This window comes from Herpetosiphon geysericola (assembly GCF_001306135.1).
Taxonomy (GTDB): Bacteria; Chloroflexota; Chloroflexia; order Chloroflexales; family Herpetosiphonaceae; genus Herpetosiphon; species Herpetosiphon geysericola.
Map to the genome: position 1 here is coordinate 45,049 of NZ_LGKP01000025.1, position 25,981 is coordinate 71,029.

General features: G+C 50.0%; 23 protein-coding genes. 21 read left to right on the top strand and 2 right to left on the bottom strand.

Annotation, left to right across the window (positions count from 1 at the left end; translation table 11 throughout):
- Window positions 1–275 precede the first annotated feature (275 nt).
- The 15 genes from SE18_RS15795 (at window position 276) to aroF (ending at window position 15,437) form a co-directional block, all read left to right on the top strand.
- Window positions 276–1,535 (top strand): ArsB/NhaD family transporter, encoded by a 1,260-nt coding sequence (locus SE18_RS15795; protein WP_054535437.1) that lies wholly within the window; start codon window positions 276–278, stop codon window positions 1,533–1,535.
- Window positions 1,532–2,041, top strand: coding sequence for a hypothetical protein (locus tag SE18_RS15800; RefSeq protein WP_054535438.1), 510 nt, complete (start codon window positions 1,532–1,534; stop codon window positions 2,039–2,041). The genes SE18_RS15795 and SE18_RS15800 overlap by 4 nt, the downstream gene beginning before the upstream one ends.
- Window positions 2,042–2,055: 14 nt before the next feature.
- Entirely contained in the window at window positions 2,056–2,889 is an 834-nt protein-coding gene (locus SE18_RS15805; RefSeq protein ID WP_054535439.1) for an alpha/beta hydrolase, read from the top strand.
- On the top strand, window positions 2,886–4,151 hold the full coding sequence (locus tag SE18_RS15810; RefSeq protein ID WP_054535440.1) for a glycosyltransferase: 1,266 nt from the start codon (window positions 2,886–2,888) through the stop codon (window positions 4,149–4,151). The genes SE18_RS15805 and SE18_RS15810 overlap by 4 nt, the downstream gene beginning before the upstream one ends.
- Before the next feature lie 44 nt (window positions 4,152–4,195).
- Window positions 4,196–4,921, top strand: coding sequence for a pentapeptide repeat-containing protein (locus tag SE18_RS15815; RefSeq protein ID WP_054535441.1), 726 nt, complete (start codon window positions 4,196–4,198; stop codon window positions 4,919–4,921).
- Window positions 4,922–5,014: 93 nt separating this feature from the next.
- A complete protein-coding gene (locus tag SE18_RS15820; protein ID WP_054535442.1) occupies window positions 5,015–6,181 on the top strand; it encodes a WXG100 family type VII secretion target in 1,167 nt (388 codons plus the stop codon).
- Window positions 6,182–6,219: 38 nt separating this feature from the next.
- The gene (locus SE18_RS15825; protein WP_054535443.1) at window positions 6,220–6,591 is read left to right on the top strand and encodes a hypothetical protein; all 372 of its coding nucleotides are present in this window, start codon (window positions 6,220–6,222) and stop codon (window positions 6,589–6,591) included.
- Between the two features lie 311 nt (window positions 6,592–6,902).
- Window positions 6,903–8,177, top strand: coding sequence for a WXG100 family type VII secretion target (locus SE18_RS15830; protein ID WP_054535444.1), 1,275 nt, complete (start codon window positions 6,903–6,905; stop codon window positions 8,175–8,177).
- Window positions 8,178–8,219: 42 nt separating this feature from the next.
- On the top strand, window positions 8,220–8,825 hold the full coding sequence (locus SE18_RS15835; protein ID WP_054535445.1) for a hypothetical protein: 606 nt from the start codon (window positions 8,220–8,222) through the stop codon (window positions 8,823–8,825).
- A gap of 11 nt (window positions 8,826–8,836) precedes the next feature.
- Complete coding sequence (locus SE18_RS15840; protein WP_054535446.1) at window positions 8,837–9,622, top strand: hypothetical protein; 786 nt, start codon at window positions 8,837–8,839, stop codon at window positions 9,620–9,622.
- Window positions 9,623–9,787: 165 nt separating this feature from the next.
- Window positions 9,788–10,177, top strand: a complete 390-nt coding sequence (locus SE18_RS15845; RefSeq protein WP_054535447.1) for a DUF2721 domain-containing protein — start codon at window positions 9,788–9,790, stop codon at window positions 10,175–10,177.
- Window positions 10,178–10,188: 11 nt separating this feature from the next.
- Window positions 10,189–11,349, top strand: a complete 1,161-nt coding sequence (locus SE18_RS15850) for a sensor histidine kinase (RefSeq protein WP_054535448.1) — start codon at window positions 10,189–10,191, stop codon at window positions 11,347–11,349.
- A 559-nt stretch (window positions 11,350–11,908) separates the two neighbouring features.
- Complete coding sequence (locus SE18_RS15855) at window positions 11,909–13,513, top strand: type III PLP-dependent enzyme domain-containing protein (protein WP_201783505.1); 1,605 nt, start codon at window positions 11,909–11,911, stop codon at window positions 13,511–13,513.
- Window positions 13,514–13,934: 421 nt separating this feature from the next.
- On the top strand, window positions 13,935–14,339 hold the full coding sequence (gene aroH, locus SE18_RS15860) for a chorismate mutase (protein WP_054535450.1): 405 nt from the start codon (window positions 13,935–13,937) through the stop codon (window positions 14,337–14,339).
- A 72-nt stretch (window positions 14,340–14,411) separates the two neighbouring features.
- Complete coding sequence (gene aroF / locus SE18_RS15865; protein WP_054535451.1) at window positions 14,412–15,437, top strand: 3-deoxy-7-phosphoheptulonate synthase; 1,026 nt, start codon at window positions 14,412–14,414, stop codon at window positions 15,435–15,437.
- Window positions 15,438–15,576: 139 nt separating this feature from the next.
- Here aroF and SE18_RS15870 read toward each other — a convergent pair whose 3' ends face one another.
- Window positions 15,577–17,592 carry an RICIN domain-containing protein gene (locus SE18_RS15870; protein WP_054535452.1) on the bottom strand — a complete coding sequence of 672 codons (2,016 nt, stop codon included), beginning with the start codon at window positions 17,590–17,592 and terminating at the stop codon, window positions 15,577–15,579.
- 717 nt (window positions 17,593–18,309) lie between these two features.
- On the opposite strand from SE18_RS15870, the gene SE18_RS15875 reads away from it, so the two are divergent.
- Both SE18_RS15875 and SE18_RS15880 read left to right on the top strand, forming a co-directional pair.
- A complete protein-coding gene (locus SE18_RS15875) occupies window positions 18,310–18,930 on the top strand; it encodes an RNA polymerase sigma factor (protein ID WP_054535453.1) in 621 nt (206 codons plus the stop codon).
- The gene (locus SE18_RS15880; protein WP_054535454.1) at window positions 18,923–19,702 is read left to right on the top strand and encodes an anti-sigma factor; all 780 of its coding nucleotides are present in this window, start codon (window positions 18,923–18,925) and stop codon (window positions 19,700–19,702) included. The genes SE18_RS15875 and SE18_RS15880 overlap by 8 nt, the downstream gene beginning before the upstream one ends.
- Before the next feature lie 48 nt (window positions 19,703–19,750).
- Here SE18_RS15880 and purF read toward each other — a convergent pair whose 3' ends face one another.
- Complete coding sequence (gene purF, locus SE18_RS15885) at window positions 19,751–21,157, bottom strand: amidophosphoribosyltransferase (protein ID WP_054535455.1); 1,407 nt, start codon at window positions 21,155–21,157, stop codon at window positions 19,751–19,753.
- Window positions 21,158–21,293: 136 nt separating this feature from the next.
- Here purF and SE18_RS15890 point away from each other — a divergent pair, with 136 nt between their 5' ends.
- From SE18_RS15890 to SE18_RS15905, 4 genes are all read left to right on the top strand, one after another.
- Window positions 21,294–21,920 (top strand): YqiA/YcfP family alpha/beta fold hydrolase, encoded by a 627-nt coding sequence (locus SE18_RS15890; protein WP_054535456.1) that lies wholly within the window; start codon window positions 21,294–21,296, stop codon window positions 21,918–21,920.
- A gap of 323 nt (window positions 21,921–22,243) precedes the next feature.
- Window positions 22,244–22,708, top strand: a complete 465-nt coding sequence (gene bcp / locus SE18_RS15895; RefSeq protein ID WP_054535457.1) for a thioredoxin-dependent thiol peroxidase — start codon at window positions 22,244–22,246, stop codon at window positions 22,706–22,708.
- 295 nt (window positions 22,709–23,003) lie between these two features.
- Complete coding sequence (locus SE18_RS15900; protein WP_054535458.1) at window positions 23,004–25,148, top strand: tetratricopeptide repeat protein; 2,145 nt, start codon at window positions 23,004–23,006, stop codon at window positions 25,146–25,148.
- 20 nt (window positions 25,149–25,168) lie between these two features.
- Window positions 25,169–25,981 carry an ATP-grasp domain-containing protein gene (locus SE18_RS15905; protein WP_054535459.1) on the top strand — a complete coding sequence of 271 codons (813 nt, stop codon included), beginning with the start codon at window positions 25,169–25,171 and terminating at the stop codon, window positions 25,979–25,981.

Below are 25,981 nucleotides of genomic sequence, written 5' to 3' on the forward strand. Positions count from 1 at the left end.
ACGCTGCGCCTCTGCGTTAAATATCTGTTCGTTTAACGCAGAGGCGCAGAGAAAACGTGGCTGTGGGCTATTGGCTTTCGGGCAGCAGAAACCTAATCATAGAAATCGGTGCCAATCTGTGGCTAAAAACCTGCTTCATACGCTTCGTGTCCTTCGTTGATCAACAATCAATCTGGGCTAAAACGGCCTTCGAGTTTGGTGTGCTTAAAAACTCTGCGCCTCTGCGTTTAAAGAGTGCGCTTGATGCTTAAACCCTCGTTTAATGTAGGAAGATCATGCAACTGCTGCTTGGTGGAACAATTTTTGGGGCCACGCTCTTGGGCGTGATGGTTCGTCCGCGTCAGATTTCGGAAGCATGGGTGGCTTTACTTGGCGCATTGGCCATGCTTTTGGTAGGCATTTTGCCGCTCAACGAGCTTGTACCAACCTTAGCTCGCGAATGGAATGTCTATGGTTTTTTTGTGGGCTTAATGTTGATTGCCTTTTTTGCCGAGCAAGCAGGGGTGTTTCAAGCGTTGGCCTTGTATGCTGCGCGTTGGGCCAATGGCTCAGCCCAGCGTTTATACGTGGCGGTCTTTCTGGTTGGTACATTAATCACAGCGGTGCTTTCCAACGATGCAACGGCCTTGATTCTTACGCCAGTGGTTTGGACGCTGACCAGCCGTTTGCGTTTGCGGGCCTTGCCATTTATGTTTGCTTGTACCTTTATCGCTGATACTGCTTCGGCCTTATTGCCAGTTTCCAATCCAATCAATATTCTGGTGCTGACCCGCTTTAATCGCGAGTTGTTGGAATATTGGGCCTATTTGTTGGTGCCTTCGCTGCTGTGTATTGGCTGGAACATTGGGCTATTTGCTTGGTTGTTTCGGCGCGATTTGCAGGGTAGCTATGATTTAGCGCTGCTTGATGATTTCACGATCGCCAACCCCAAACTCTATCGTGCAACATTGATTGGTCTAGGGTTAATTGCGCTTGCTTATGTTGGTGGTTCGCTTTGGCAAGTGCCATTGGCATTTGTGGCCTTGGCGGGCGCGGCGCTTTTGGCTGTGCTAAGTTGGTGGGCTGGTAGCTTCAAGCCCAAGCAAGCCTTGCACGAACTCTCGCCAGCCTTGTTTGGCTTTATTAGCGGCATGTTTTTGGTGGTGCGGGCAATCGAACACCTGGGTTGGACTGAGCGCTTTGGCGCAAGTTTGTTACAGGGTAGCAGCGCTAGCTTGGGCAACATTGCGCGGGTGATTTTTGGTAGTGCGCTTGGCTCGAATATGATCAACAACGTGCCTATGACCTTGGTGATGACCTCGACGCTTGAGCATTTGCCCAATCAGCCTGCGCCAGCGTTGATCTATGCCACAATTTTCGGCGCCGACCTTGGCCCGAATTTAACGATTGTTGGCTCGTTGGCAACCATGCTCTGGCTCGTGATTCTACGGCGCAAAGGCATAGAAATCAATCCTAAACAATACTTAAAATTAGGCTTGATCTTTGTGCTACCATCATTATTAATTGGTACGCTTTGGATGTGGCTTATTGCATGAATTATTATTTCTTTGACCAATTAGGCAGGTGGTTGGCGCAGCATGGTTATGAATACAGCTGCCCAATTCAGCGCAACCCTCAAGCAGCCGATGTGCATGTGTGTTGGGTTGAAGCCCTGCCATTGATTGGCAAAGTGACCAGCGATCTCGCATTTTGGGATTTTGATCGGCTGGCGGTTCCGCTGGAACAGCAGGCGTATGTTTTAGAGCAAGCAAATCTTGCTCAATTAAACGTCGTCGAGGCCAATTTTCCGCGTAAGCGCTGGCTGCGGCTGCATATTCCCAATGCAATGACGATTGCAGTTAGTGCCCGTCCATTTAGCGCCGAGTGCATGAAGTTGGTTCAATTGCCGTTTTCTACGCCGAGCAATGGCTATTATCGCTCGCTGGTTTTGCTCAATCCACGGAGCTATAGCAGCATCCAACAAGTAGTTTGGCCTGGTTGGAGGCTGCCATCAAAGCCAGCAATTAAGTTTATCAAAACAATGCTCAAGAGTTTCGATTAGTTAATGAGGTATCTATGCAAACGATTGAATTATCTGATGCAACTGGATTTTTAGAACGCTATGCTGATGTAGCGATTACTGGCCTCTTGCCGCGCCACGTTGATGTTTGGTTGCCAGCCAACTACCATAGCTCCGCCGAAAGCTTTCCCGTAGTTTATATGCACGACGGTCAGAACTTGTTTGACCCAGCGCTAGCCTACATCGGGATTGATATGGGCGTTGATGAGGCGATTGAAAACCTGATTGCCAGCCAAACGATTAATGGCGCGATTGTGGTTGGCATTTGGAATAGCGAGCAGCGCATTCGCGATTATCTGCCAGCGAAGCCGTTTTACAGCAGCAGCCAAGCAATGCAAGCCCAATTTATGGCTGCGGTTGGCGGCGAGCCACTTTCCGACCAATATTTGGCTTGGATTGTGAACGAACTCAAGCCACAAATCGATGCAACCTATCGCACTGACCCTGAGCCTGAGCACACCAGCATTATGGGGGCAAGCATGGGCGGCTTGATCTCGCTCTATGCCTTGGTAGAGTATCCTGAGGTTTTTGGTAATGCTGGCTGTCTTTCGACCCACTGGCCAATTGGCGGTAGTCCATTGGTTGAGTGGTTTAGCAAGCGCTTACCAGAGCCTGGCGAGCATCGGATCTATTTTGATTTTGGCACCGAGGATCTCGATGCAGAATACGAGCCATTTCAACGCGAGATGGATGGCTTTATGCACGCGGCGGGCTATCGTCAAGGCGACGATTGGCTGACCAAAAAATTTATTGGGGCTGGTCACTCCGAGCAAGCTTGGCGCGAACGAATCGATTTACCATTGGCCTTTGCCTTAGGAGCCAGCGTGTGAGAATCTTAATCATCGCGTTGGGCACGCGCGGCGATGTGCAGCCGATGCTTGCCTTGGGCCTAGCCTTGCAACAGCGCGGGCATCCGGTGACGCTCTTGGTCAGCAGTAATTTTCAGGCTTGGGTCGAATCGTTTGGCTTACAGGTGGCAATTGCTCGGGTCGATATTCAGCAACTTATGCTGAGCGACCAAGGCAACGATTGGGTCAAACATGGTGCGAATCCAGCCAAACAAATGCAAGCAATGCGCCGCTTGTTGGAGCACCATGCGCTAACCATGATCGAGGATGCCTGGCAGGCTGCCCAACATTGCGATGTATTAATCAGCAGCTTTACATCGGATACCTTTGCGGTGACCTTGGCCGAGGTTTTGGGCTTGGTGCATATCAGTGCGCCGTTACAACCAGCAATGTTAGCCACTCGTTCTGGGCCTTCGAGCGTTGCGCCGCTGCTCGAAAACCGCGATACTTGGCTTAACTATTGGTTTGGGCGCTTGGTAATCGAGCCGTTTCCTTGGCTCATTGGCGGCAAATTTCTGAATCAATTTCGGCAGCAGCAGCTCAAATTGCCAGCCCAAACCAGGGCCGAATATTTGCAACGCTTGCGCCAAACCACAATTATTCAAGGTTTTAGCCCTGCACTTATTCCGCATCCCCACGATTGGCCCGCCAATATTCAAACCGTAGGCTTTTGGCGCTTGCCGCCTGATGAAACGTGGCAAATGCCAGCTGAGCTTGAGCAGTTTTTGGCCGCTGGGCCAACCCCAATCTACATTGGCTTTGGCAGCATGACCGGAGCCAATCCTGATGCATTTAGCGAACTATTGCTCAAGGCTGTGGCCCATAGCGGACAGCGCGCCATTATCCAAACTGGTTGGGCAGGCTTGGGCCAAATCGAGCTGCCAAAAACCGTCTTGCGCATTGGCGCTGCGCCGCATGAAATGCTCTTTCGCCATGTCAAAGCGGCTGTGCATCATGGTGGGGCAGGCACAACTGGCGCCAGCCTCGCAGCCGGCTTGCCAACAGTAATCGTTCCGCATTTGGGCGATCAACTGCGTTGGGGCCAGCGCGTAGCAGCCTTAGGCTTAGGGCCAAAAGCTATTCCACGCAACAAATTGACCGTGGAGCGCTTAGCGTGGGCGATTGCCCAAGCAGCAAATACGCCGAGCATGCAACACAAGGCCCAAGCCATGGTCAACATCCTCCAAGCAGAGCAAGGGATTAGCCGCGCAGTCGAGATTATCGAACAGCGCATGCAAACCTGAAATATATAGTTGTGGAGTCTTAGATAGGCAGTGAGGGATTGGTGATGCGCTATTTTTCGCAACAAAAACTTGATCAACTGCTCGCAGCCCATACCGAATGGTTACATGAGCAGCTTGGCGAAGCCATAACTTTACGCAATTGTGATTTGCGCAGCATGGATTTGCATGGCCGTTCGTTGATGCGCATGCAGTTGGAAAATGTGGTTTTGGCAGGCTGCGATTTGCGCGGTTGTAATTTTTTTGGGGCAACGCTGCAACAGGTTGATTTGTACGCTGCTGACTTACGCAAAGCCTGCTTTGCATCGAGCTTTTGCAAGCAGGTTGATGCGCGCCACAGTAATTGGCAGCAGGCTGATTTGAGCAGTGCGATTATTAAAATGAGCGATTTTAGCCAAGCCAACCTTGCTTATGCCGACCTCAACAAAACAGATTTTGAAACCAGTATTTTAGATCAAGCAACTCTTAGCTATACCACTGCGATTCGACTGAATATTAGCCGCAGTTCACTGCGGCGAGTGCAGCTTGATCATGCCATCCTTGATTTCGCGACGCTTTATAACAGCGACTTGCGGGGCGCAAACTTGAACGCAGCAAGTTTGCGCAAGCTCAAAAACTTTGAAAATTTAGCGGTAGCTGGTTTACAGGCCAACGCTGTGGTGCTTGAAGCTGGGCGGTTTAATGGCTGGTTTGATGCTAGCCCCGAAGCCGATGGCAGCCAACGCCACGATGCAGATTGGATGCGTGCACAATTGGTTGAAGCTTATTTGTGACCTATTTTTCATAAAAAATCATCCTCTCAATGGTATAATCCGCAAGATCTTTTTTTATGCCTTATAGGTATAGCAATCTTGAGGGAATAACTGATGGCTTCAGAATTTATCCAGATTGAGTACGAGACGATTGCCAATGTAGCGCAACGTTTTGGCAAGCTGGTAGCGAACGTGCAACAGTTGCAACAACAATTGCAAAAAACTGCTGCTCTGTTGGCAACCAATTGGCAGGGCGACGCTGCAACGGCCTTTGCCCAAGAGATGCAAGCAAGCATTGTACCAACCCTGAAACGGTTATCAGTGGCCTTTGAAACCGCCCAACAAGTTACGCTCAATGTGAGCAAGATTTTTGCCCAAGCAGAACAAGAGGCTGCTGGCTTGATCAAATTCGATAACAATCCCAATGCTGCCAAACCTGCAACCAACGCCGATGGGCCAACGGTTATGGGTGTGGTTCACGAGGTACTTGATTGGGCTGGCTTTATTCCAGGTTTGGGGGCTGTGCCCGACGCAATCAATGCAGGCCTGTATGCGATCGAAGGCGATTGGGGCAATGCAGCGTTATCGGGTGCTGCGGCGATTCCAATTGTTGGGGATATTGCCAAAGGGGTTGATAAGGCGGCTGATATTGCCAAAGTTGTCGATAAAGTCAGTGATGCTAGCCGAGCTATTGATAAAGCCGACGATGCTGCTGATGCAGCCAAAGGCATTGATAAGGCTACCGATGCAACCAAAGCTGCCGATGAAGCTGCTGCTGCGGCCAAAGCGGCAGAGGATGCCGCGAAAGCCCGTGCATTGGCCTTGGAATCAGCCGATGGTGGCCATAGTATTGCCCGTCATGGTCCAGAGGTCAGTGATCAACAATTAAAGGATCGTTTGACGACCGGCTATGCGCCTGATGGCAAACTTAGCCCAACTTCGGCCTCAACCAAGTTTAATAGCTATCAAGATTGGGAGCGCACGCGCCAATCGGCGCTTGATGATATTGCCCAACGTGATGGCGTTGATTTTAGTAAGCCGCCAGCAGCTGGCGAACCAACCCGCTATATGACTACCGTCGATCATGGGCATCCGCCGATTGGCAATGGCTTTGAAGGCGTTGATGCTAAGCGCATCCCTCGTCCCAATGCAGATTCTGGGACTATTCGAGTCTACGATAATACCCGACCACTTGGCGATATTAGTCAAACCAAAACCACGGTTGAGTGGAACCCAGCAACCAACAATTGGGATGTGGTTCAACACTTTCCCACAAAATAATTAAACTATTGAGGCCTATCACTTTTCAAGGAAGTATTATGCAATTCAGTCAACAGGTTTTTGATTACTATCTGCAATATGTAACCGCTGCATGGTTTGGTCGCAACGATCTACCACCAGAAGACTTAAGCGGCTATAAAGCCTATGTCGAAGAACTTAAACTGCACCTAGCCAAACATCACGATGAGCAGATCTTTAAGGCTGCCTTAGAATCAGCTTTGACGAGTGCTGAGCTTGATTATGAGCGCTATAGCGGTGGTGCCTATCCATTTGAGCCTGAGGAAGTGCAAGCGATTATGCACTATATTTACCAATCCTTGTGGCCTGAAGCCGAGTTGCCTGCGGTTGCGCCAGCAATCGAATGGCTTGATTTGAACGTTAATCAATGGTTTGCCCGTAAAAAAGCCTAGCAGCGCATCCGCCAGCTAGCACAAATACCAAGCCCCATGATCATGTGATCACGGGGCTTTTGGTTGTTGCATGGTCTTGTTCTTGCAACGCTTTTGGCAGCCTAATTTAGGCAAATTGTACGAAGCTACCAATAAAAATTAACAATAACTAACTAGCTAGGTGCTAGATTCAGACTTTTTATTAAGAAAGATCTTGACGTAAGTCTGTTTTTATACGATGATACTGCTACATTTCGGTTTTTTACCCCACATTCGGTCAACGAGAGTAAGAATATTCCAGGGGTTGAAGCGCACTTTTAAGGAGTATTGGCATGGGAGCTGAAATCGTTCAAGCTCAGTATGACCAACTCACTCAAGTTGCAAGTCGGTTTGGCAAGCAATCGGAGGTAGTTGATCAGATCAACAGCCAGATTCGCCAGAGCTATGATAGCTTAGCAAATGGCGGATGGATGGGTGATGCGGCCAAGGCATTTTTTAACGAAATGCAGTCGGAAATTTTTCCCGTTATGCAACGTCTAACCAGTGTATTGCGGGAAGCTCAAACGGTGACCCAACAAATTAGCAGCGTGTTTCAGCAAGCTGAACAAGAAGCTTCGAAGGTCATGACGTTTGGCGATGGTGGCGCGAGTGCAGGCAATGGGTCAACGTCGTTTAGTGCTGCGGCGCAAGGCTTTGCAGCAGGGGCGGCGGCTGGCAACCAATTGCCACCACCACGGATGTACATTGTCAATGGGATTAATGCTAAAGATGGAGATGGCGTACCCCACACCGATAGTGCAGCATTTCGGCAATTTTTGGCTGACCGTGGCTATGACCCAAATCAAATTGTCGCGATGCCAGCAATTTACAATACCAACTATGTGACCGATCTGAAAGGAACCGACCTCAAAGGAACCAATCACGGTGGCTGGTTATCGCCAGTCGATTGGCTGACTGGTGCTGGTGCTGGGATTGTCAACAAGGTTACTGGTGCTGGTGCTGGAATTGTCAATGGTGGTTCGCAACTGTTCAATACGGTTGTGGGGGTTAGCGAAGTTGTGCAAGAGTATACAATGCAAGATCAAGGCAAGTATACGCGCGAAACCTATGCCAATATTGTCAATGACCTTAAGCAAAACCCACTTTTACCTGGCCAAACAGTTATGATGATTGGCCATAGTGGCGGCGGTGCGGTTGTTAGCAATCTTGCGCCAATGCTTGAGAACAACTTAGGTGTTGATGTCTCTGGGGTGGTCACAATGGGGTCGCCAGTCGCGAACGCTGATAGGGCAATGCAATATGCCAAGTTCCTCAGCATTAGCGATAAGGGCGATTACATTGGCCAGCCATGGATTCGCTCCGACGAAGGTCGCAATTTTATCACGCCTGGGTTGATGACTGGGATTCTTGCGCCCAAGTCATTGCCATTCGTTGTGCCTGGCGTGCTTGGTGCTGATCAAGCATCACGTGATGCTGGGATTAACTACTTTACGACCAATGCGAATGCAGGTAATCCAATTAGCAATCATAACTCCTATTGGTCAAGCAATGAGGTGGTTAGCATCCTTAAAAATAGCTATCCCCAAGTTGCACCATACTTAAAATAATCCATGAATGTTGTGTGTAGAGTATGGTGGAGGGTGCTTGCAATGGGTTTGTTGGCATCGCTCTTTGGATGTGGATCAAGTGCTGTTCCCGAGGCCGTGCGTAGCGGCCTCGACGAACAGTCGATTCAAACAATTGGCACATTGGATATCAGCCCGTGGTTGGGTGACAACCCACGGTATCGGCGTTTAAGCTTGATTCAAGCGCAAACCTTGGCTGGTCAACCTACAATATTGGCGTATCTTGAGCCAAACGAAGGCGCGGCGGTTTTTTCGCTTGCGTTGAGCCAGCAGTTTCCCGAAGCACCGTTGCAAACGGCTTTATTCGACATTGATGGCTATCGGCTGATTGTAGGTTTAGTCGATGCCGATGTTCAAGGCGAACTTACCACAATCGAATTTGAACGGGAAGAACCAAATCGCGCCCGTTGGTTAGATGCATTAAAAGTAAGCAACTTAAAAAAACGAACCTTTGTGATTCCCATCGCCCCGAATGAACAAGCGCAATGGTCAACGATCCAACGGATTGCGGTGAACACGAGCCAATCACGTCAACGGATAGTCGATGATCGCAATGCTTCAGGTCACGAATGGGAACAGCAATATTCCAATCCTATTGCAATTGACAGTACCTTTGCGGTTGTACCGTAGGAGATTAGGGCATGACAACCCCCCAACCCTTGGTCGCAGTGACACTTTCACGGAGTGAACTGCTGTTAATTAGTGCACTCCTAAAAGCTCCAGCTTTGATGGGTGTCGAAGCGACCACCGCCGATGAGAATCAACGCGCTTTGGAGTTGTTGCAGGCTGAACATTCGCTCCGTGCTCGCAACGCTGCGGCGGTCGATGAAAATGGTCAACTATTAATTGTCCGAGATTTACTTGGAGTTGTGGCAAGTTGCGCGTATCCACAACGCTCACTGGTGGTTTATCATACTCGTGCAGATGGGGTGGTGCTTCAAGGTTTTGGCCATGTACGCGATGAATTTTTGGTCGTGCATACGGTGATTAACCCCGAAGTTCACAATCTCGCGCAGATGCCCAATCTTGACCGCTTGATCGAAACGGTGTTTCAATTGAGCGATTATGCAGCCAATACTGCAGCAGTTAATTTACACGTTGATATTAGCCGCGAAAAACTGGTGCTGGCTCGCCAATTGGCCGAACAAGGCCAAACTGCCCAATCAGCAGATACCTTGGTGCGCAGCGGTGTAACCCCAACCGAAGCCGAGTTGTTGGTGCGCATGTTTAGCTTGCCCTCGACAACCACGGTTTTTGTGACAATTCAGTATAGTGGCAGCCATGCTATGGCTCGTGAATATACCTTGTTCAAAAATGAACTTGGCTCGTTCTTAATGACCCAAACCGACCTTGAGGTTGAACGCTATCAACTTAAAGGTATCGATTATATGGGGCTTGGCGGCCTCTTATATGAGTCACTTTCATAAGCTCGCTCGCCTGTACCAAGCCGCTCATTCGCCCGAATGGGCGGTTTTGGCGTTAATTGTAATTAAGCGCGCGCCCTAAGGTGTACTGCTTTTTCCAATTGCTTACGCTAAAAGTGCTAAACTGACTGGTTATGAGGTTCGATTTAGCATCAAAGCAGGCTCATTATGGAATTAACCTTCACCACTCCGGCGCTGTTGTTTCCAGCAATCTCGTTGCTGTTTTTGGCCTATACCAATCGCTTTCTTTCAATTGCATCGTTAATGCGCGAACTCAAAGGCCGCTATAAAATCGATCGCGACCCACGGATTCGTGGCCAACTGGAAAATTTGCGCTATCGAATTGGGATTATTCGTAGCATGCAAATTTGTGGGGTGGCAGCATTTTTCTTCTGTGTGCTGTGTATGTTTGTGTTGTTTGCAGGCCAAGCCTTTTTGGGCAAATTAACTTTTGGCGGCAGTTTATTGCTGCTCTTGACCTCGCTAGGCTTGTCGTTACGCGAAATTCAGGTTTCGATCGATGCGCTAAGCCTTGAAATTGCCGATCTTGATGAGTAATTGGATTTGTTATGCCCAAACAAGCGCTTGAACAATCAATCCAGCAGTTACGCCAGATTATGCTGATCGCCCTCGCCTTCGTTGGCTACAGCCTAGGGTTTATGTTGTTCTACGATCAGATGGGGGCCGTGATTGGCTCGTTATTACTGCTCCCCGTTGGTTTAGCTGCCTGGTTTTTGGGTTGGCGTGGTGGTTTGATCGCGGCTTTGATTGGGATTTGCCTTAACATCGGCTTATTTTTGTTGAATAGGGCATCCTTTGTTGAGATTCTAGCGCTTGGGCCTGGCTTGATGATGGCATTTGTGGTCGGCGGCGCCATTGGCTGGTTGCGTTCGTTGCTCGATAAAATTCAGGCTCAAACGAGCCAGCTGGAGCGCGAGCGCGAATTATTGGCCAACGAAATTAGCCAACGCAAGCAAATCGAGCAATCGTTGCTGGCTGCCAAAGAAGATGCAGAGTTGGCAAACCACTCGAAAAGCCAATTTTTGGCCATGATGAGCCATGAGTTGCGCACGCCGCTGAACGCGATTATTGGCTATAGCGAGTTGCTGCAAGAAGATGCAGCCGCTGAGCAATTAACGACTTTTGAGCAAGACCTGAAGATCATTCACAATGCTGGCGTGCATTTGTTGGGCTTGATCAATAGCGTGCTTGATTTGGCGAAGATTGAGGCCGGACGCATGGAATTATTTGGCCAAGATTTCCAGGTACACGAGTTAATTGATGATTTGGTGTTATATTGCCAGCCGCAAATTGCCAAAAATAGCAATCGTTTGGTGTTGGATATTGCTGAGAACGTGGGTTTGATGCATAGCGATGTGCAAAAGCTGCGCCAAATCTTGCTTAACTTACTGAGCAATGCAGCCAAATTTACCCAACAAGGCACAATTACCTTGCGGGCGAAGCGCGATGGCGATTGGTTGCATTTTGAGGTTGCTGATAGCGGCATCGGCATGAGCAGCGAACAACTTGCTAACCTATTCCAGCCGTTTGTGCAGGCCGAGCAATCGACGGCGGCACGCTTTGGCGGCACTGGTTTGGGGTTGGCAATTAGTCGTTCGTTAGCTAAACTTTTAGGTGGCGATGTTATGGTTGAAAGTATTCAAGGTCAGGGGTCGTCTTTCCAATTAATTGTGCCAGCCTTTCAGTTGGCTCCGGTTACGGCAATGTAGGCAATGTTGGGTCATGGTTCTATCCCACATTTGGCGCAACGCATTCATACACATTGCTTATTTGACAAGCACCAAAAGTACGCTAAAATATGCAACGGTGATCAAAATTCACCAAACGGTTTCCGTGCCTTCTCGGCGCTCATCGGCAGCAGGTCGCTGCATCAATTGGAACGATGAGTGATGGTTGTTTTCTGGGGCGCATCACATTGTTTTGAGCGCTGGTTTTTGACTTCCGAGCGGGCTTTCAACGAGGCTATATGAACGGTAGACAGAATTTTTGCACGCTGCGACAGATTGCGCGGCGCTGTGCTGAACCTCCCTCAATTTAGGTTGGTGAGTGTTGAAATCATGCTAGCAGACTAGCAATGGTTCTCTGTCTATCTCCTCACCTGCCACAAATTGGGCAGGTTTTTTATGCCCAGTGCTTAAGCCAAATGTCGCCCTGACACGTGGTTTTTTTATGCCCAAAAAAGGGCAACGCACTTGGGAGTCTCCGTCAATAAACACACAAACGAACAGCGCTAATTTTGATTGTACTTTGTTCTCTCAGCACCATGTTGTGGCTGAGCACTATCGTCGTGGCTATCACGGCTTGGAGGGACACGTCCAGTTGATCGAGCAAACCTATGCTGGCTACCTGAATGATTCATTTGGCTTTTCGGGGGCTGGGGCTTTGACCGATTTTCTAACGCGCCGCAACGAGCGCTTGCTCTTAGGCGATACGGTCGATCTGGGTGCACTAGTTGAGCAATTTGGTGCGCCCCTTGAGGTTTCGTTCTGCCCGCAAATTACCACGCAGGTGCAGAATATGCTTGATTATGCGATGGCTGCACAGGTATCAGCAGGCTATACAGGCTCGTTCTTGTATGCCTATGCTACCAAGGCCAACTTTTCGGAAGAAGTGGTGCGTACAGCCTTGAATGCTGGTGCTCACTACGAAACCTCGGCTGCTGCCGATGTGGTGATTGCGCACCATCTCTGGCGCCAAGGCGTGCTTTCCGAAGATCGCTATATCTTCTGTAATGGCTCGAAAGAGCCGATGTATCTCGATGGGATCTTGGCGTTGCGCCACGCTGGCTACGAACGCGTCGTGGCAGTGCTCGACGATCTCGATGAGCTTGATTATATTTTGACGCACAGCCGTGAACCAATGTTGTTTGGTGTTCGTGAGCGCCACGCCCCTGAAGTCGTGGATCGCAATCATGCTGGAGCAGAACGCTTCGGCTTAACGCCCGCAGAAATGCAGCTTGTTGCTCAACGTTTGGCTGGGACTGCCCATGAATTGGTGGTCTATCACGCTATGGTTGGCTCGCAAATTGAGGATGCTGCTGCATGGGAAGCCCGTTTGGCACGTTCAGCCAACGCCTATGCTGCTTTGGCTAGCACCAGCCCAAGCTTGACGATGTTCAATTTTGGCGGCGGCATGCCAACCTCGGGCTACGATTTGAATTTCCAATTCGATTATGTTGGCTTTTTGACCAACTTGATGGCTAATACCCAGGCAATTTGTGCTGAGCATGGCGTGGCAGCGCCCATGATCATCGCCGAATGTGGCCGCTACACCGTTGCTAACCATAATGTGTATTTGATTGAAGTTGGCCGCGTGAAGGAAGCTGGCGCAATTGAGCCTTGGTATTTGTTGAATGGCTCGTTGATGGTTTCGGCCCCAGATACCTTGATTGTTGATCAAGAATTTGTGGTTGTGCCCTTGGATGGCTGGGATACCGCAGTGCAAGCAGTGCGCTTGGGTGGCCGCCGCACCTGCGATTCCGACGATCTGTATCCACGTTCGCATCGCCCAGCCTTGATGTTGCCTGAATTCCAAACTGGCATGGTGTTGGCAGTCTGTGGCGTTGGCGCATACCAAGCCATGATTGGCGGCAAAGGTGGCGCACATCACTGTTTGAACCCAGAAATGCGCCGCATTATCATCGAGCAAGATGGCGATCAATTGGTGATGCGCGAGATTGCCCCACAAAACTTGATGGCTCAAATGAGTGCTTTGGGCTATAGCATTGCCACGATCGAGCAACCAGCCCGCAAGCCTCTGCCAGTGCGCACTGCTGTGGTGAGCGAGCAATTGCCAGTGCGGCCATTACGCGCTGCCCGTCGGCGTCAAGCGCCCTCAACCTTGCGCACCAGCCGTTTTGCTGCAAGTGCCTAATTGTTGGGGGCTGGGGATTGGGGACTGGGGATCGGTAGGTTGGCCTGAAATCTCGAACAATACGAAAGGCACGAAGAATAATTTTCGTGCCTTTCGTGGTTAAATTTCATCCTTCATCCCTCATCCTTCATCCTTCACAAGATTGTTAAGTTTGTTGCTCAAAATTGATACTTGACGAAATGGCAAGCCATGTGGTATGCTCGCGCCAATCGTAATTGACACAAGGTTTGTCAGCCATGCAATCTTTCAACAGCTATAACTCATATGCATTCTTTAGCAGCTATTTTTATTACTTTAGCTGCCATATTGAGTTGTCGCTGCCTACGAAGGATTAGACACACCTTTACTGATTTTTGGAAGAACCCTTCGGCGCGGAGCGACAAGCTCCGCGCTTTTTGTTGTGCTTCAATTGGAGGATGCTATGCTCGTTTGTCGTGGAGTTCGCGGTGCGACGGTGGCAGTGGAAAATACGTCAGAGGCTGTGCTCGCCGCAACCAGTGAGTTGTTGTTGGCCATGGTTCAAGCCAACGAGATCGATCTTGACGATGTTGCATGTGTCTTTTTTACCACATCCTCCAATCTTAACGCGCAATTCCCTGCCTTGGCCGCTCGCCAACTTGGTTGGACCGATTTGGCGATGCTCTGCGCCCACGAAATGGATGTGCCTGGCAGTTTATCGATGTGTATTCGGGTGCTGATGTTGTGGAATACCAGCCGCAAACCCAGCGAAATTATTCATTGTTATCTTGGCGATGCCGCCAAATTGCGCCCTGAGCGCGCGCAATCAACAGCGTTGTTGAACATGCCCACCTGGCAACCAGCCTAAATTTGGCTGCCAGCCGTCCACCTTGGTACTTGGTATTGGTATTTGGGTTTGTCAATTTGGAGGCATTTGACCATGATCGTTGTAATGAAATCGCACGCTGATCTGACCGACCGTGACGCTGTTTTGACCCGCTTAGCTGAAAATAATCTTAAAGGCCATTTATCTGAAGGCGAAGAGCGGATTGTAATTGGGGTGGTTGGCGCAAAAATCCCAGCTGGCTTGGAAGAACAATTGCAATCAATGAGCGGCGTGCAAACCACGTTGCGCATCACCCGCCCCTACAAACTGGCTGGCCGCGAGTTCCAACAACACAACACGGTGATTCGGGTTGGCGATTTGGAAATTGGCGGCGGTACGCCAGTCGTGATGGCTGGCCCTTGTTCAGTTGAAAGCGCCGAGCAATTGTTGAGCACGGCCCACGCGGTCAAAGCAGCAGGAGCCAACATCCTACGCGGTGGCGCATTCAAACCACGCACCTCGCCGTACGCCTTCCGTGGTTTGGGCGAAGAAGGCTTGAAGATTTTGGCTCAAGCCCGCGAAGAAACAGGCCTGCCAATTATCACCGAAGCCCTGAATACTCGTGATGTTGAATTGGTTGCTCGCTACACCGATATCATTCAGCTTGGCGCTCGCAATATGCAAAATTTCGCCCTCTTGGAAGAAGCAGGCCAAACTGGCAAGCCCATCATGGTCAAGCGCGGACCTTCAGCTACGGTCGAAGAATGGTTGTTGGCTGCTGAATACATCCTCGCAACTGGCAATCGCAACGTAATTCTCTGCGAACGTGGCATTCGCACCTATGAAACCGCCACCCGCAACACCCTCGATTTGAATGCTGTGGCGGTTGCCAAGCGCCGCACCCACCTGCCAGTAATTGCCGACCCCAGCCATGGCACTGGCAAATGGTACTTGGTTGCGCCCATGGCCTTGGCTGGCTTGGCCGCTGGTGCAGATGGCTTGATGATCGAAGTGCACCACGACCCCGACCGCGCCTCATCTGACGGCCCTCAATCACTCAACCACCTCAACTTTGCCCAATTGATGCAGCAAGTTCGCCGCTTGATCGCCGCCTTGGAGCCAGAATTAGCGGTTGCATAACGAAGGGAGAAATTTAACCGCGAAGAGCACGAAGAGCACGAATGTTGGGTTCGTTGAATACTTTGGGTTTTGTAAAAGCACAATAATCCAATTAATCGATCTTCGTGTTCTTCGCGGCCTTCGTGGTTAAAAAAGCTCATTAATTCGTCAGTTTGAAGCGTTGGGCGGCGCTGCTGTTCCATATCCATTGCTGGATATTGGCATTATCGGCGCTGCTGCCATCAGCCACATCAACTACTTTGCCAGTTGCTCGATTAACAAAACGCAGAAAACCATCGTCGAGCAGTTCAAGCCGCCATTGTTGGCTTTGGTTGCTGACCGCCGCCCATAGATGAATATTGGCTCCATCGGCGCTCGAATCGCCAGCAACTGAGAGCATTTTACCGCTGCTCTGGTGACGCAATTTGTAGTAGCCATTATCGGTGTGCTGAAATTGCCATTGTTGGGCAGCCCCAGCATAACACGGCCATTGCAAAATGTTCGTGCCATCGGCGCTATTGTTATTGGCAACATCAATACATTTATTGCTATGTTTGTTGGCAATTTGCAGCGTGCCAACTGGCTGAAGCCGCCATTGTTGGTCTGGGTTGCCCAGCCACGGCCATTGATGGGTTGCCGCACCAGGCTCGACCGAACCATAGACGATTGAGAGATATTTGCTACTGTTGCGATTGGCAATTCGCACCCAGCCATCGCTGACCGTTTGCAGATTCCACTGCTGATTGGCTTGATTGCTGCCACAGGCCCATTGATGGGCGCTGCCACCATCGGCAGTGCTCCACGCAGCCAGATCCAAACATTTGCCAGTTGCCCGCGAAACCATTTGATAATAGCCGCTTTCTGCAAGCCGTAGTTGCCATTGCTGAGCATTCGAGTTGTTGCACGTCCATTGCTGCACTTTGGCTCCATCAGCGCTATTCGCATTGTCAACATCCAAACACAGCCTGCTACTGCGATTGATCAGGTTGAAATAGGCGGTGTTGCTTGGTGGCGGCGGTGGCGGGGTTGGAGTTGGCGGATTATCGCCGCCAGGCAAGGCGCGATAGACCAGCAAGATCCGTTCGTTGCGGTTGCGATAGGCAGTTGCCACCAAGCCAAACGTGCCATTGCCCCAATTAGTCACGTGGCTGCCATCACCAAACGCGCGCCATTTGCCATCAGCGCCTTGCTGATAACTCAGGCCGCCCCAATATTCCATGCCCGTTGGCCGTTGAATCCAAAGCTCAACTTTGTAGAGTTGTTGGGCGCTGACGCTGGGCTGCAAATTGAGATCGACAAATTCGTTGCCATGCGAAATGCCAGCCCAAACTTGGCCGTTATCGCTTTCGTCGATTTTGAAGCCGCCAGTGTAGATTTTGCGTTTGCTGCCGCCAGGTGCATCTGCTTCCCAATCTTCTACGTCGCGCACATGCTGGCCCTTCAAGCCCCAATAAATGTGTGTATTGCGATTGTCATAATGTTTGTATTTGGCAGTTAGGACGCCTGCTGATCGGGGCAAATAGGTGTTGCCAGCGTAATAATCCTCATCACCTGGAAATAGCACATCGGTGACGGCAATACTTTCGTTGGTGGTATTGATTGCGGTCAGGCTTTGGTTGGCATCCCAGGTTTGTTGGGCGGCGGCTGGAGTTTTGGGCACGCGCACCTTGCCATCTGCTTGGATATAAAAACCAGTTGTATTGCGCTGCAATGTCCAGCCACAGCAGGGCGTGCTGGCATTCCAAGGCCCCAACTGATAGCCAGGCATGGTCTGATATGGCGCGTATAAACCACCATTGGCTTGCACTAAAGCCCGAATATCGTACTCGCTATTGATTGCCCAGCCACGGTTTTTGTTGCCTGTCGACCACAATATGCCAGTTGTGATATTGGGCACGTTGGGCAAGCTGTAATCGCTACTGACCAAATAATAGCTACCCAGATCGCTGTACGAATGGATGGTGCTGGGAATATATTCGTTGGCGACATTGCTTTGGACGGGATAGCTGATGCCTTCAAAACTGACGTTGCCATAGCTGCGAGTGGTGTAGCCCTCGGCGTTGAGCGCAAGTGGCTCGGCGGCGGATACTACTTGGCTCAGCAAGCTCGCCAACAACATGCTTCCAAGGCAACTGATCAGCAGACCCAAGTGCCAATGCCGATACTTCAGATCCATCAGCATAACTCCTAAATTAATTAAATAATTTTAATTAATCATAGCGATGCTAAGCAACTTATTTCAATGACTAAAAGAAGCTAGATTTTGCGAAGTTAGCAAAAGAAGTATTGGAATGCTGAAAGTGTGCCAAGCGTTGGCCGAAAGTGGCACTTGCAGAATTTGCGAGGAATCGCTAGAATTGCGGCGGATAGATTGGAAATTCATCAAGCCTTAGTGGGCAATCACGCCTGATCACTCCTTGCAACGCCCACCAATTATATCCTTCCTGGTAGCAACATCCGAGTTCAACCAGATTAATGTAGATCCTTGCATATTTGTGGATTTGGTGGCGTAGCTTTTGCTTAACGACCAGCATTCTACAAGCCTATTAATCTGCTCGATCATTAAGCATTATTACTTATTGTTTGCGATGAATCATCAATAGTTGCTATGATTAAACTACTGTTGATTAATTGTTGCATACGAGCGTTCTCATTTGTAAAAAGATTCATTTAATCACAAATGTTAACGCTAAATAATTAAACTAGGCTAATGATTAACAAAATTAGAACTTATTTAATTATTGAAGGCAGCTAAAAAGGTTGTGCAAGCACAAATGGTTTGGATGATCGCTATACGTCAGAATCAATTAGTCTGGATGCATACTGATTATCTTTATGACCCATCGCATCCATTGTTTGTTGGATGACGAACATAAGATAAGAAAGGATTTCAGTGGCAAATCAACCAGCTTCTCAGACGGCACGGGCCGTGGCATCAGGTGATCAGGCTGATTTAGTGTTGGCTGCGCAGCTAGCCGCAGGCAACACGCAAGCCTTAGAAACATTGTATGAGCGTTATGCACGACCAATTTTTTCGTTGGCACTCCGGATTTTAGGCAATGAAGCCGATGCCGAAGAAGTAATGCAAGATGTTCTCGAACGAGTTTGGCGCTATTCAGGGAGCTTCGACGCACAACGAGGCCGTTTTGGCTCATGGGTTTTAGGGATGACCCATCACGTCGCAATTGATGCAGTTCGCAAACGCAGCCGACGGCCTCAAGCTGTCGATGCTGAAGCCAGCGAACTCATGCTCGGCCTCATTTCCGACCCAAACCAACCTGATATGACCGATCAAGCCATCCAGCATGAACAAGCTGGACAGGTTCGTGATGCCTTGCGTAGTTTGCCCGAATCCCAACAACAAGCAATTGAATTGGCATTTTTTCGTGGTTTGAGCCACTTGGAGATTGCCGCAACAACAGGTGAACCTTTAGGGACGGTCAAAACCCGCATTCGTCGGGGCATGGAGCGGCTACGCGCCGTTCTCTCCAAAACAGGGGTATTCAATGACTGACCATCGTGATGAACTTATCGAATTGTATGCACTTGGTGCTCTGCCTGCTGATGAAGCAGCAGAGGTTGAGGATTATTTGGCCTCAGATAGCCAAGCGCAACAACGTTATTATGAATATCAACAAGTTGCCCAGGCCTTGCGCTGGAGCGTCGAGCAGCACGAGCCGCCTGAAGGGGCGTATGAGCGTTTTCGCGAGCGTTTAGCCAAGCCCTCAAATGTGGTGGCAAGCAAGCCAACAGCCAAGCCTGTCAAGCGTCAATCGTGGTTGGCTAGCCTCTTTGGCCGCCGCTACTATTTAATTGCAACCGCGCTTACTATTTTTCTTGTACTGTTAGCCGGGTTGGGTGGGCGCATCTGGCAATTGCAAAATGAAGTTGCCAGCTTGCAGCCATTGATTGCCCAAAATCAACAATTAACTGAGCTGCTTGCCAAATCGGGCACGCAATTGGTGCCCTTGGCCGATACTGGCACGGGCATGGCTGGCGGCTCAATCAATATTATCGTTAATCCCCAAACTGGCCAAAGCTATCTCAGCGCCAGCCATCTGCCGCCCTTGGCTGCCAACCAAAGCTACCAACTTTGGCTGATTGCTGATGGCACGCCGCAAAGTATGGAGGTGTTTGATGTCAATACCAGTGGCGATGCCTTGATTTGGATTGAGCGTTTGCCTTCGACTGGCGCCGAAAACTTGCTGGGGATTACGGTCGAGCCAGCTGGCGGCAGTCAGCAACCAACCTCAAATCCGCTCGCGGTTGGCACTATCGATGCCTAAAATAGCGAGCAGCCAGCCATTAACTATGGCTGGCTGCTTTTGTTTAAGCTAAACGCTGGTCAGTTCGAAAATTTCCTTGCCTGCTTCGAGAATTGGGAAGGGATACTTGCCAGTGAAGCATGCACCGCAAAAGCCGTTGGCATCGCGGCTGGTGGCGCGAATCAAGCCTTCCATTGAAAGGTAGGCCAACGAATCAGCACCGATGCTTTCGCAAATTTCGGCCTCGGTTTTGTTGAAGGCAATCAATTCTGGCTGAGTCGCCATATCAACGCCCATAAAACATGGGTGGCGAATTGGCGGCGCTGAGACTCGCATATGGACTTCGGTGGCGCCAGCTTTGCGCAACAGCTTGATAATTGGCCCGCTGGTTGTGCCACGTACAATCGTATCATCAATTAAAATCACGCGCTTGCCCGCCAGTACATTGGGCAATGGATTGAGCTTGAGCGCAACCCCTTGCTGGCGCAACCGTTGGTCGGGTTGAATAAAGGTGCGGCCAATATAGCGATTTTTGATCAAGCCATCGCCATAGGGAATGCCGCTCGCTTGCGAAAAGCCTAGCGCAGCGGGTAAGGCCGAGTCGGGCACACCGATAACGACATCTGCATCGGCTGGAGCTTCGCGGGCCAACTCGTGGCCCAAACGCATGCGCACTTCGTGAATCAATTGGCCTTGCAAAAAGCTATCTGGACGCGAGAAATAAATATATTCAAACAAACAAAACGCTTGTTGCGGCGCAGGATGTTTGGCAATTGTACGTGGGCCATCGCGATCGATTTGCACAACTTCGCCTGGATCGATCTCGCGGATAAATTCAGCGCCAATCGTATCGAAGGCGCACGACTCAGAGGCAACGACCCAGCCAGCATCGCCAAAACGGCCAAGGCACAAAGGCCGCAAGCCCCAAGGGTCGCGCACGGCGTAGAGCGCATCGCGGGTTAAGACGGTCAGACAATACGCACCTTCAACACAATTAGTAAAGGCATCGATGCGTTGCGACCAGGTATTGCCTTCAAGGCCAGCAAGTAGCATCGTTGCAACTTCACTATCGGAAGATGTCATAAGCCCGACCCCACGTTCCATCAGTTGACGGCGCAGCGAACCGGCATTGGTCAGGTTGCCGTTGTGGCCAACTGCCAGTGGGCCAAGCAACGTATGCATCGTAAATGGTTGGGCATTAATTACTTGTGATGAACCAGTGGTTGAGTAACGGGTATGGCCAATCGCAATGTGACCTTTGAGGTGGCGCAGTGAACGCTCATCGAAAATCTGCGATACCAAGCCCATTTCTTTGTGGGTATTGATGGTCTTGCCATCGGAAACCGCAATCCCTGCGCTTTCCTGACCACGGTGCTGCAAAGCGTATAAACTGAAAAATGTGATACGTGCTACATCTTCGTTGGGAGCGTAAATCCCAAAAACGCCGCATTCCTCGTGGGGCGAATCACTGAACATGGTTAGCCCTTCCTTGATTCCAAGCTACGGTTGTCGCCGCGTCGTGCGACGGATCGTGTAAGCATTATACAACTGTTCGGCGCTATTCCTCACATGATTTACAATGCCAACGAGCTGAAGCTTCAAAGGATTGAGCATGCGCTATTTGTATTGTCATGGCTTTGCGTCGGGGCCGAATTCGCAAAAAGCCCGTTGGTTTGCCCAGCAATTTGCCGCCCAAGGCCACGAATTAGTGGTTCCCGATTTGAACCGACCTTCGTTTGAACGCTTAACCATTAGTGCCCAAATTGAGTATTTACAGCAAATAATTGGCACTTATACTGAGCCATGGTGCTTGCTTGGCTCAAGTTTAGGTGGCTTGGTAGCTTTGCATTCCGCCGCGCGCATGCCCCAAATCGAACGCTTGATATTGCTGGCTCCAGCGCTCTATTTTGCCCAAAATCGGCGTTTGATGCTCGGCGAGGCAACGATCGAACAATGGCAAACGAGTGGCTGGCTTGAATATTACAATTATCGTGATCAGGCTATGCGCTCTGTGCATTATGGCTTGTTGGAAGATGCTGCGGCCTACAACAGCGATAATTTTGAGCGCAGTATGCCGATTTTGATTGTGCATGGTACGCAGGACGAAAGCGTAAGCCACGAACAAAGCCAGCGCTTTGCTCAAGCGCGCAGCTATGTAACCCTCCACACGCCAGCGTGGGATCACGGCATGCTTGGGCATTTGGCCGAGTTGTGGGCTTTGATAGAACAGAGAGCATAGAGCATAGAACATAGAGCTTTTTTAACCACGAAGCGCACGAAGATAAGGCTATTGGCTATGGGCTGGCAGAACATAATCAAATCAATCTGTGCAATCTGTGGCAAAAAATAATCATCATTCGTGCAATTCGTGGAATTCGTGGCTAAAAAATAAGCCAAAAGCCTATAGCCATACTTCCCTCTGCGCCTCTGCGTTAAATTCCAATCCTGTTTTACCTTTTACTTTCATCCATCATAATTCATCCATCATAATTCATCCCTCATCCTTGCTTAAAACAGGCTACAATAATCTTAATCGACTCTTTTTGTGTGAGGCTTTAGCTGATGACAACCTTGAACGTTGGTGATCTTGCGCCCGAATTTGAACTGCCCGCCGATAATGGCGAAACCATTCGTTTGAGCGATTTTCGCGGTAAGCGGGTGGTGCTCTATTTTTATCCCAAAGATGATACTCCAGGCTGCACAACCCAAGCCTGTGGTTTTCGCGATGCCTATCCCCAAATCGAAGAGCGGAATGCGGTGGTGATTGGGGTCAGCCCTGATTCGGTGGCCTCGCACCAAAAATTCAAAACCAAGTTTGATCTGCCGTTTTTATTGGTTGCCGACGAAAACCATAGCTTGGCCGAAGCCTATGGCGTTTGGGGCGAAAAATCGATGTATGGCAAAAAATATATGGGCGTAACGCGTTCGCACTTTATCATCGACGAAAACGGCTATTTACTCGATGTGCAAGGCAAAATCAGCCCCGCCGATAGCGTCAGCGGCGCGTTAAAGTTGCTCAATAAATAGGTTGTGATGGTGGTTTTTTTGCTCCTAACCACAGCATGGTAGGCTCATCAAATGCTGTTTGACTGCCACCAAATGTCATTTAGGGGGGGCAGGGGGCTGAAAACCCCCTGCGTTTCCCGCCTTGAGGCGGGACGGAAGGGTAGTGACTACTACTAGATTCCGAGCTTCAACCCATTGTTGAAAACCCACCTTGAGAAGTAATGGGTTCATTGCAGCATCACTTAGTCATCATTGTTAAGGCGCTTCTGGCCTGCTAGAGTACAATCTGAGACCTCAGCAACTACGAGGAGATTGGATGCTACTGATTGTTCGGCTGAGCCTATGTGTATGCTTGATTCTAGGATTAACCGCTTGCACTGCAACCAACTCAAACCCAACTCCACCAATTTTAGCCCCTAGTGCCACCCCAACTCCGCTAACAACCGCTGAATTACTGCTGAGCGCTGAGCCAAGCGATTTTTGTCCTAAGCCAGCAACTCGTGGTTGTGGCAAGCCCTTGGCTGTATTGATCGCCGATTATCTCCAGCGTAATCCAACCGATCCTCAAGCATTGGCACTTTGGCGCCGCATTATCAGCTTGGGCCAGCCCACCATGGAGCTTGGCGCCGACGATCCGCAGGCTTTCGACGTTACGTGGGCCTTTGATGGCTGGGCACAAGCAGAATTTTTGGCCCTCGATCTACCTCATGAGCTTGCACCAACCCCGCCAGCAGCTTTGGAAATTGGCAAACTCATGATTATATCCACCAATTTGGATGGTGATTCAAACCAAGATTATCTGCTTAGCGGATCAATTTCTGGTTCGCCAAACTCTATCGGTCAACTCCGCTGGGTGCACTGGCAGCAAGATTCATGGCTCGGCGAACATGTGCTGAGCTACGCCAATGATTACGGCGCGCAAATTCAGCTTGGCGATGTAACTGGCGATGCTGAGCCAGAGTTATTCGTTCGCTCAAGCCATTGTGGCTCGGCTTGTTCAGGTCAGTTGTACGGCTGGACATGGCAAGCTGGCAGGCCACAAGCCTTATTTCCAGTTGGGGCCAATACCAGTGATCTGAGCATCACGCCCATTGATGGCAAACTAAGCATCAGCAGCGCGGATGTACGCTATGCGTTTGATGGGCAATATTTGGCGCCTACTGAGCTTGCTGCACCATCCGGCCCTTTTTCAAACACAATTGGCGCCCAGCTACGCTATGCTCACGGCTTGACCTTGCTTGGGCGCTTTGATCAAGCAATCGCGCAGCTTGAACAGGCAGCAGCCCTATCCGATGGCAGCGCTGAGTATGGTCATAATCAAACCTTGAAGGATGCACGGCCAATTGTGCTATTTCGAATTGGGATTATTCAGCTGCTCAAGCACGATCACGTGGCGGCGCAAGCAGCTTGGCATAGACTTTTAGCGCGTTTTCCTCAATCCTTCGCGGCAACGGTGGTGCAGGATTTTAAGCTTACGCGCTTCAACGGCTCGATCAGCCAATGGTGCGAATTGCTGGCCGCCGAACGCCCATCGATTATGCAAGGCTATCAACGCGAAATGCTTGATCGCTCTCCTTTCAACGAATTCGATTGGCTGCCACTTTGCCACCCACGGACGTTGCTACCGCTCCAAATCTGGAATCATGCCGTGCCGTTGGCCGAGCAGTTTACGGCGCTCGGCTTACCATGGCAATCACTCAGTGAAAACTACGATTTAAATGGCGATGGCCGCAACGATCCACTGGGAGTTGTTGATTGGCTTGGGATCTATACGCCGTGGGTTTTTATGACGACTGAGGCTGGCTATCAGCCGTTGTATGCCAACCAACCGTGGCCCAATGCCAAAGCTCTGTCCAGTTTGAGCGATCCTGATTATTTTTTCAGCCGCCCAAATACGGTATCGATCACCGATTTGGATGCTGATGGTGCACCAGAATGGCTGTTTGAGTATCGTGATCATTTTTCATTGCTCGCATGGTCTCATGGACGTTTTTGGCAGAACAAAGTTGCACTGTATCAAGGAACGAGCTTCTACACAGCTACATTGAGGTTAGCCCCACAACCTGATGGAACGCAGCGACTCAGCGCTGAGTATTTGCCGAATGCTGCTGGTCAGCAGCCAGAACTCAACCACGTTGAATATGATTTGCGCGCTGGAACGCTGATTCAGCAGGTTCCAGTACCAATCAATCTCAATAATGGTTTTAGTTATGAGCGCTACGATCCATCGATCTCCACATTGTATGCGGCTTTGTTTGGCAACAATGATCCAGCACTTGCACTCGAAATAGTGGTGTTGCTTGAGCCACAAAACATCTGGTCACAGCACGAACAACTGGTTTTACACGCGTTGGCGTTGGAGTACAATGGTCAAGCTGCCGAAGCCCAGCGCTTGCTGCAGAGCGTTGCCAACGCCAGTGAAACGACTGGCTGGTCGCGCTTTGCTCAGCAACGCCGCTAAACAAGTTCAGGAGCATTGCTGTGTCGATTGTGGTGATTCACGGCGAAAGCGATTGGTCAGATTATTTGACTGGCTACGACGTTGTTCAATGTCGCTTAAACCAAACTAAATGGCTAGTTCAGGATAATCAGGTTTGGGCATTTAGCGAAAAGCGGCGAATTCAGGTTGAGGCTGTATTGTGGCGTTTAGGTGCAGTTCGCCCAGAACCACACCAGCAAAGGCTTTTGGCGCTGCTCGATTTTGCTGCGATTCCATGCGTCAATCCAACCAATGTTCTGCTAGCGTGTTATGATCGTTTGGCGATGCTCGCCATGCTCAAACGCTTGGGCTTGCCAGTCTTGCCCCAAACCATTAGCTTAGGCGATGGCTTGATTGAGCGAATTCAGCCAGCTTTGCCTGTTGTCGCCAAGATTGGCAGTTATCATGCTGGCTACGGCAAAATGCGGATTCAAACTGCTGAACAATGGGCCGAATTTTGTGATTTAAGTTTTGTTAGCCCCGATTATTGCAGCACCGAGCCGTATATTGAATATGTGCGTGATATTCGCTGTTTGTTGATTGGTGACCAATATTGGGTTATGCAACGGCGGAGCAGTGGTTGGCGGGCCAATGTCGCAACCAATGCCTACCAATTGATCGAGCCGCCAGCCGAAATTTTGGAATATAGTCAACGGGTGATGCTGCAACTCAAGGCTGACATTCTTGGCATTGATTTCATTAAAGATCAACAGGGCAAGTTTTGGGTGTTAGAATGCAATGAAATCCCCGGCTTGGCTGGATTTCCCGAGGCTGCCCGTGCATTGTTGGCAGCTCGTTTGCTCAATAAATTATGA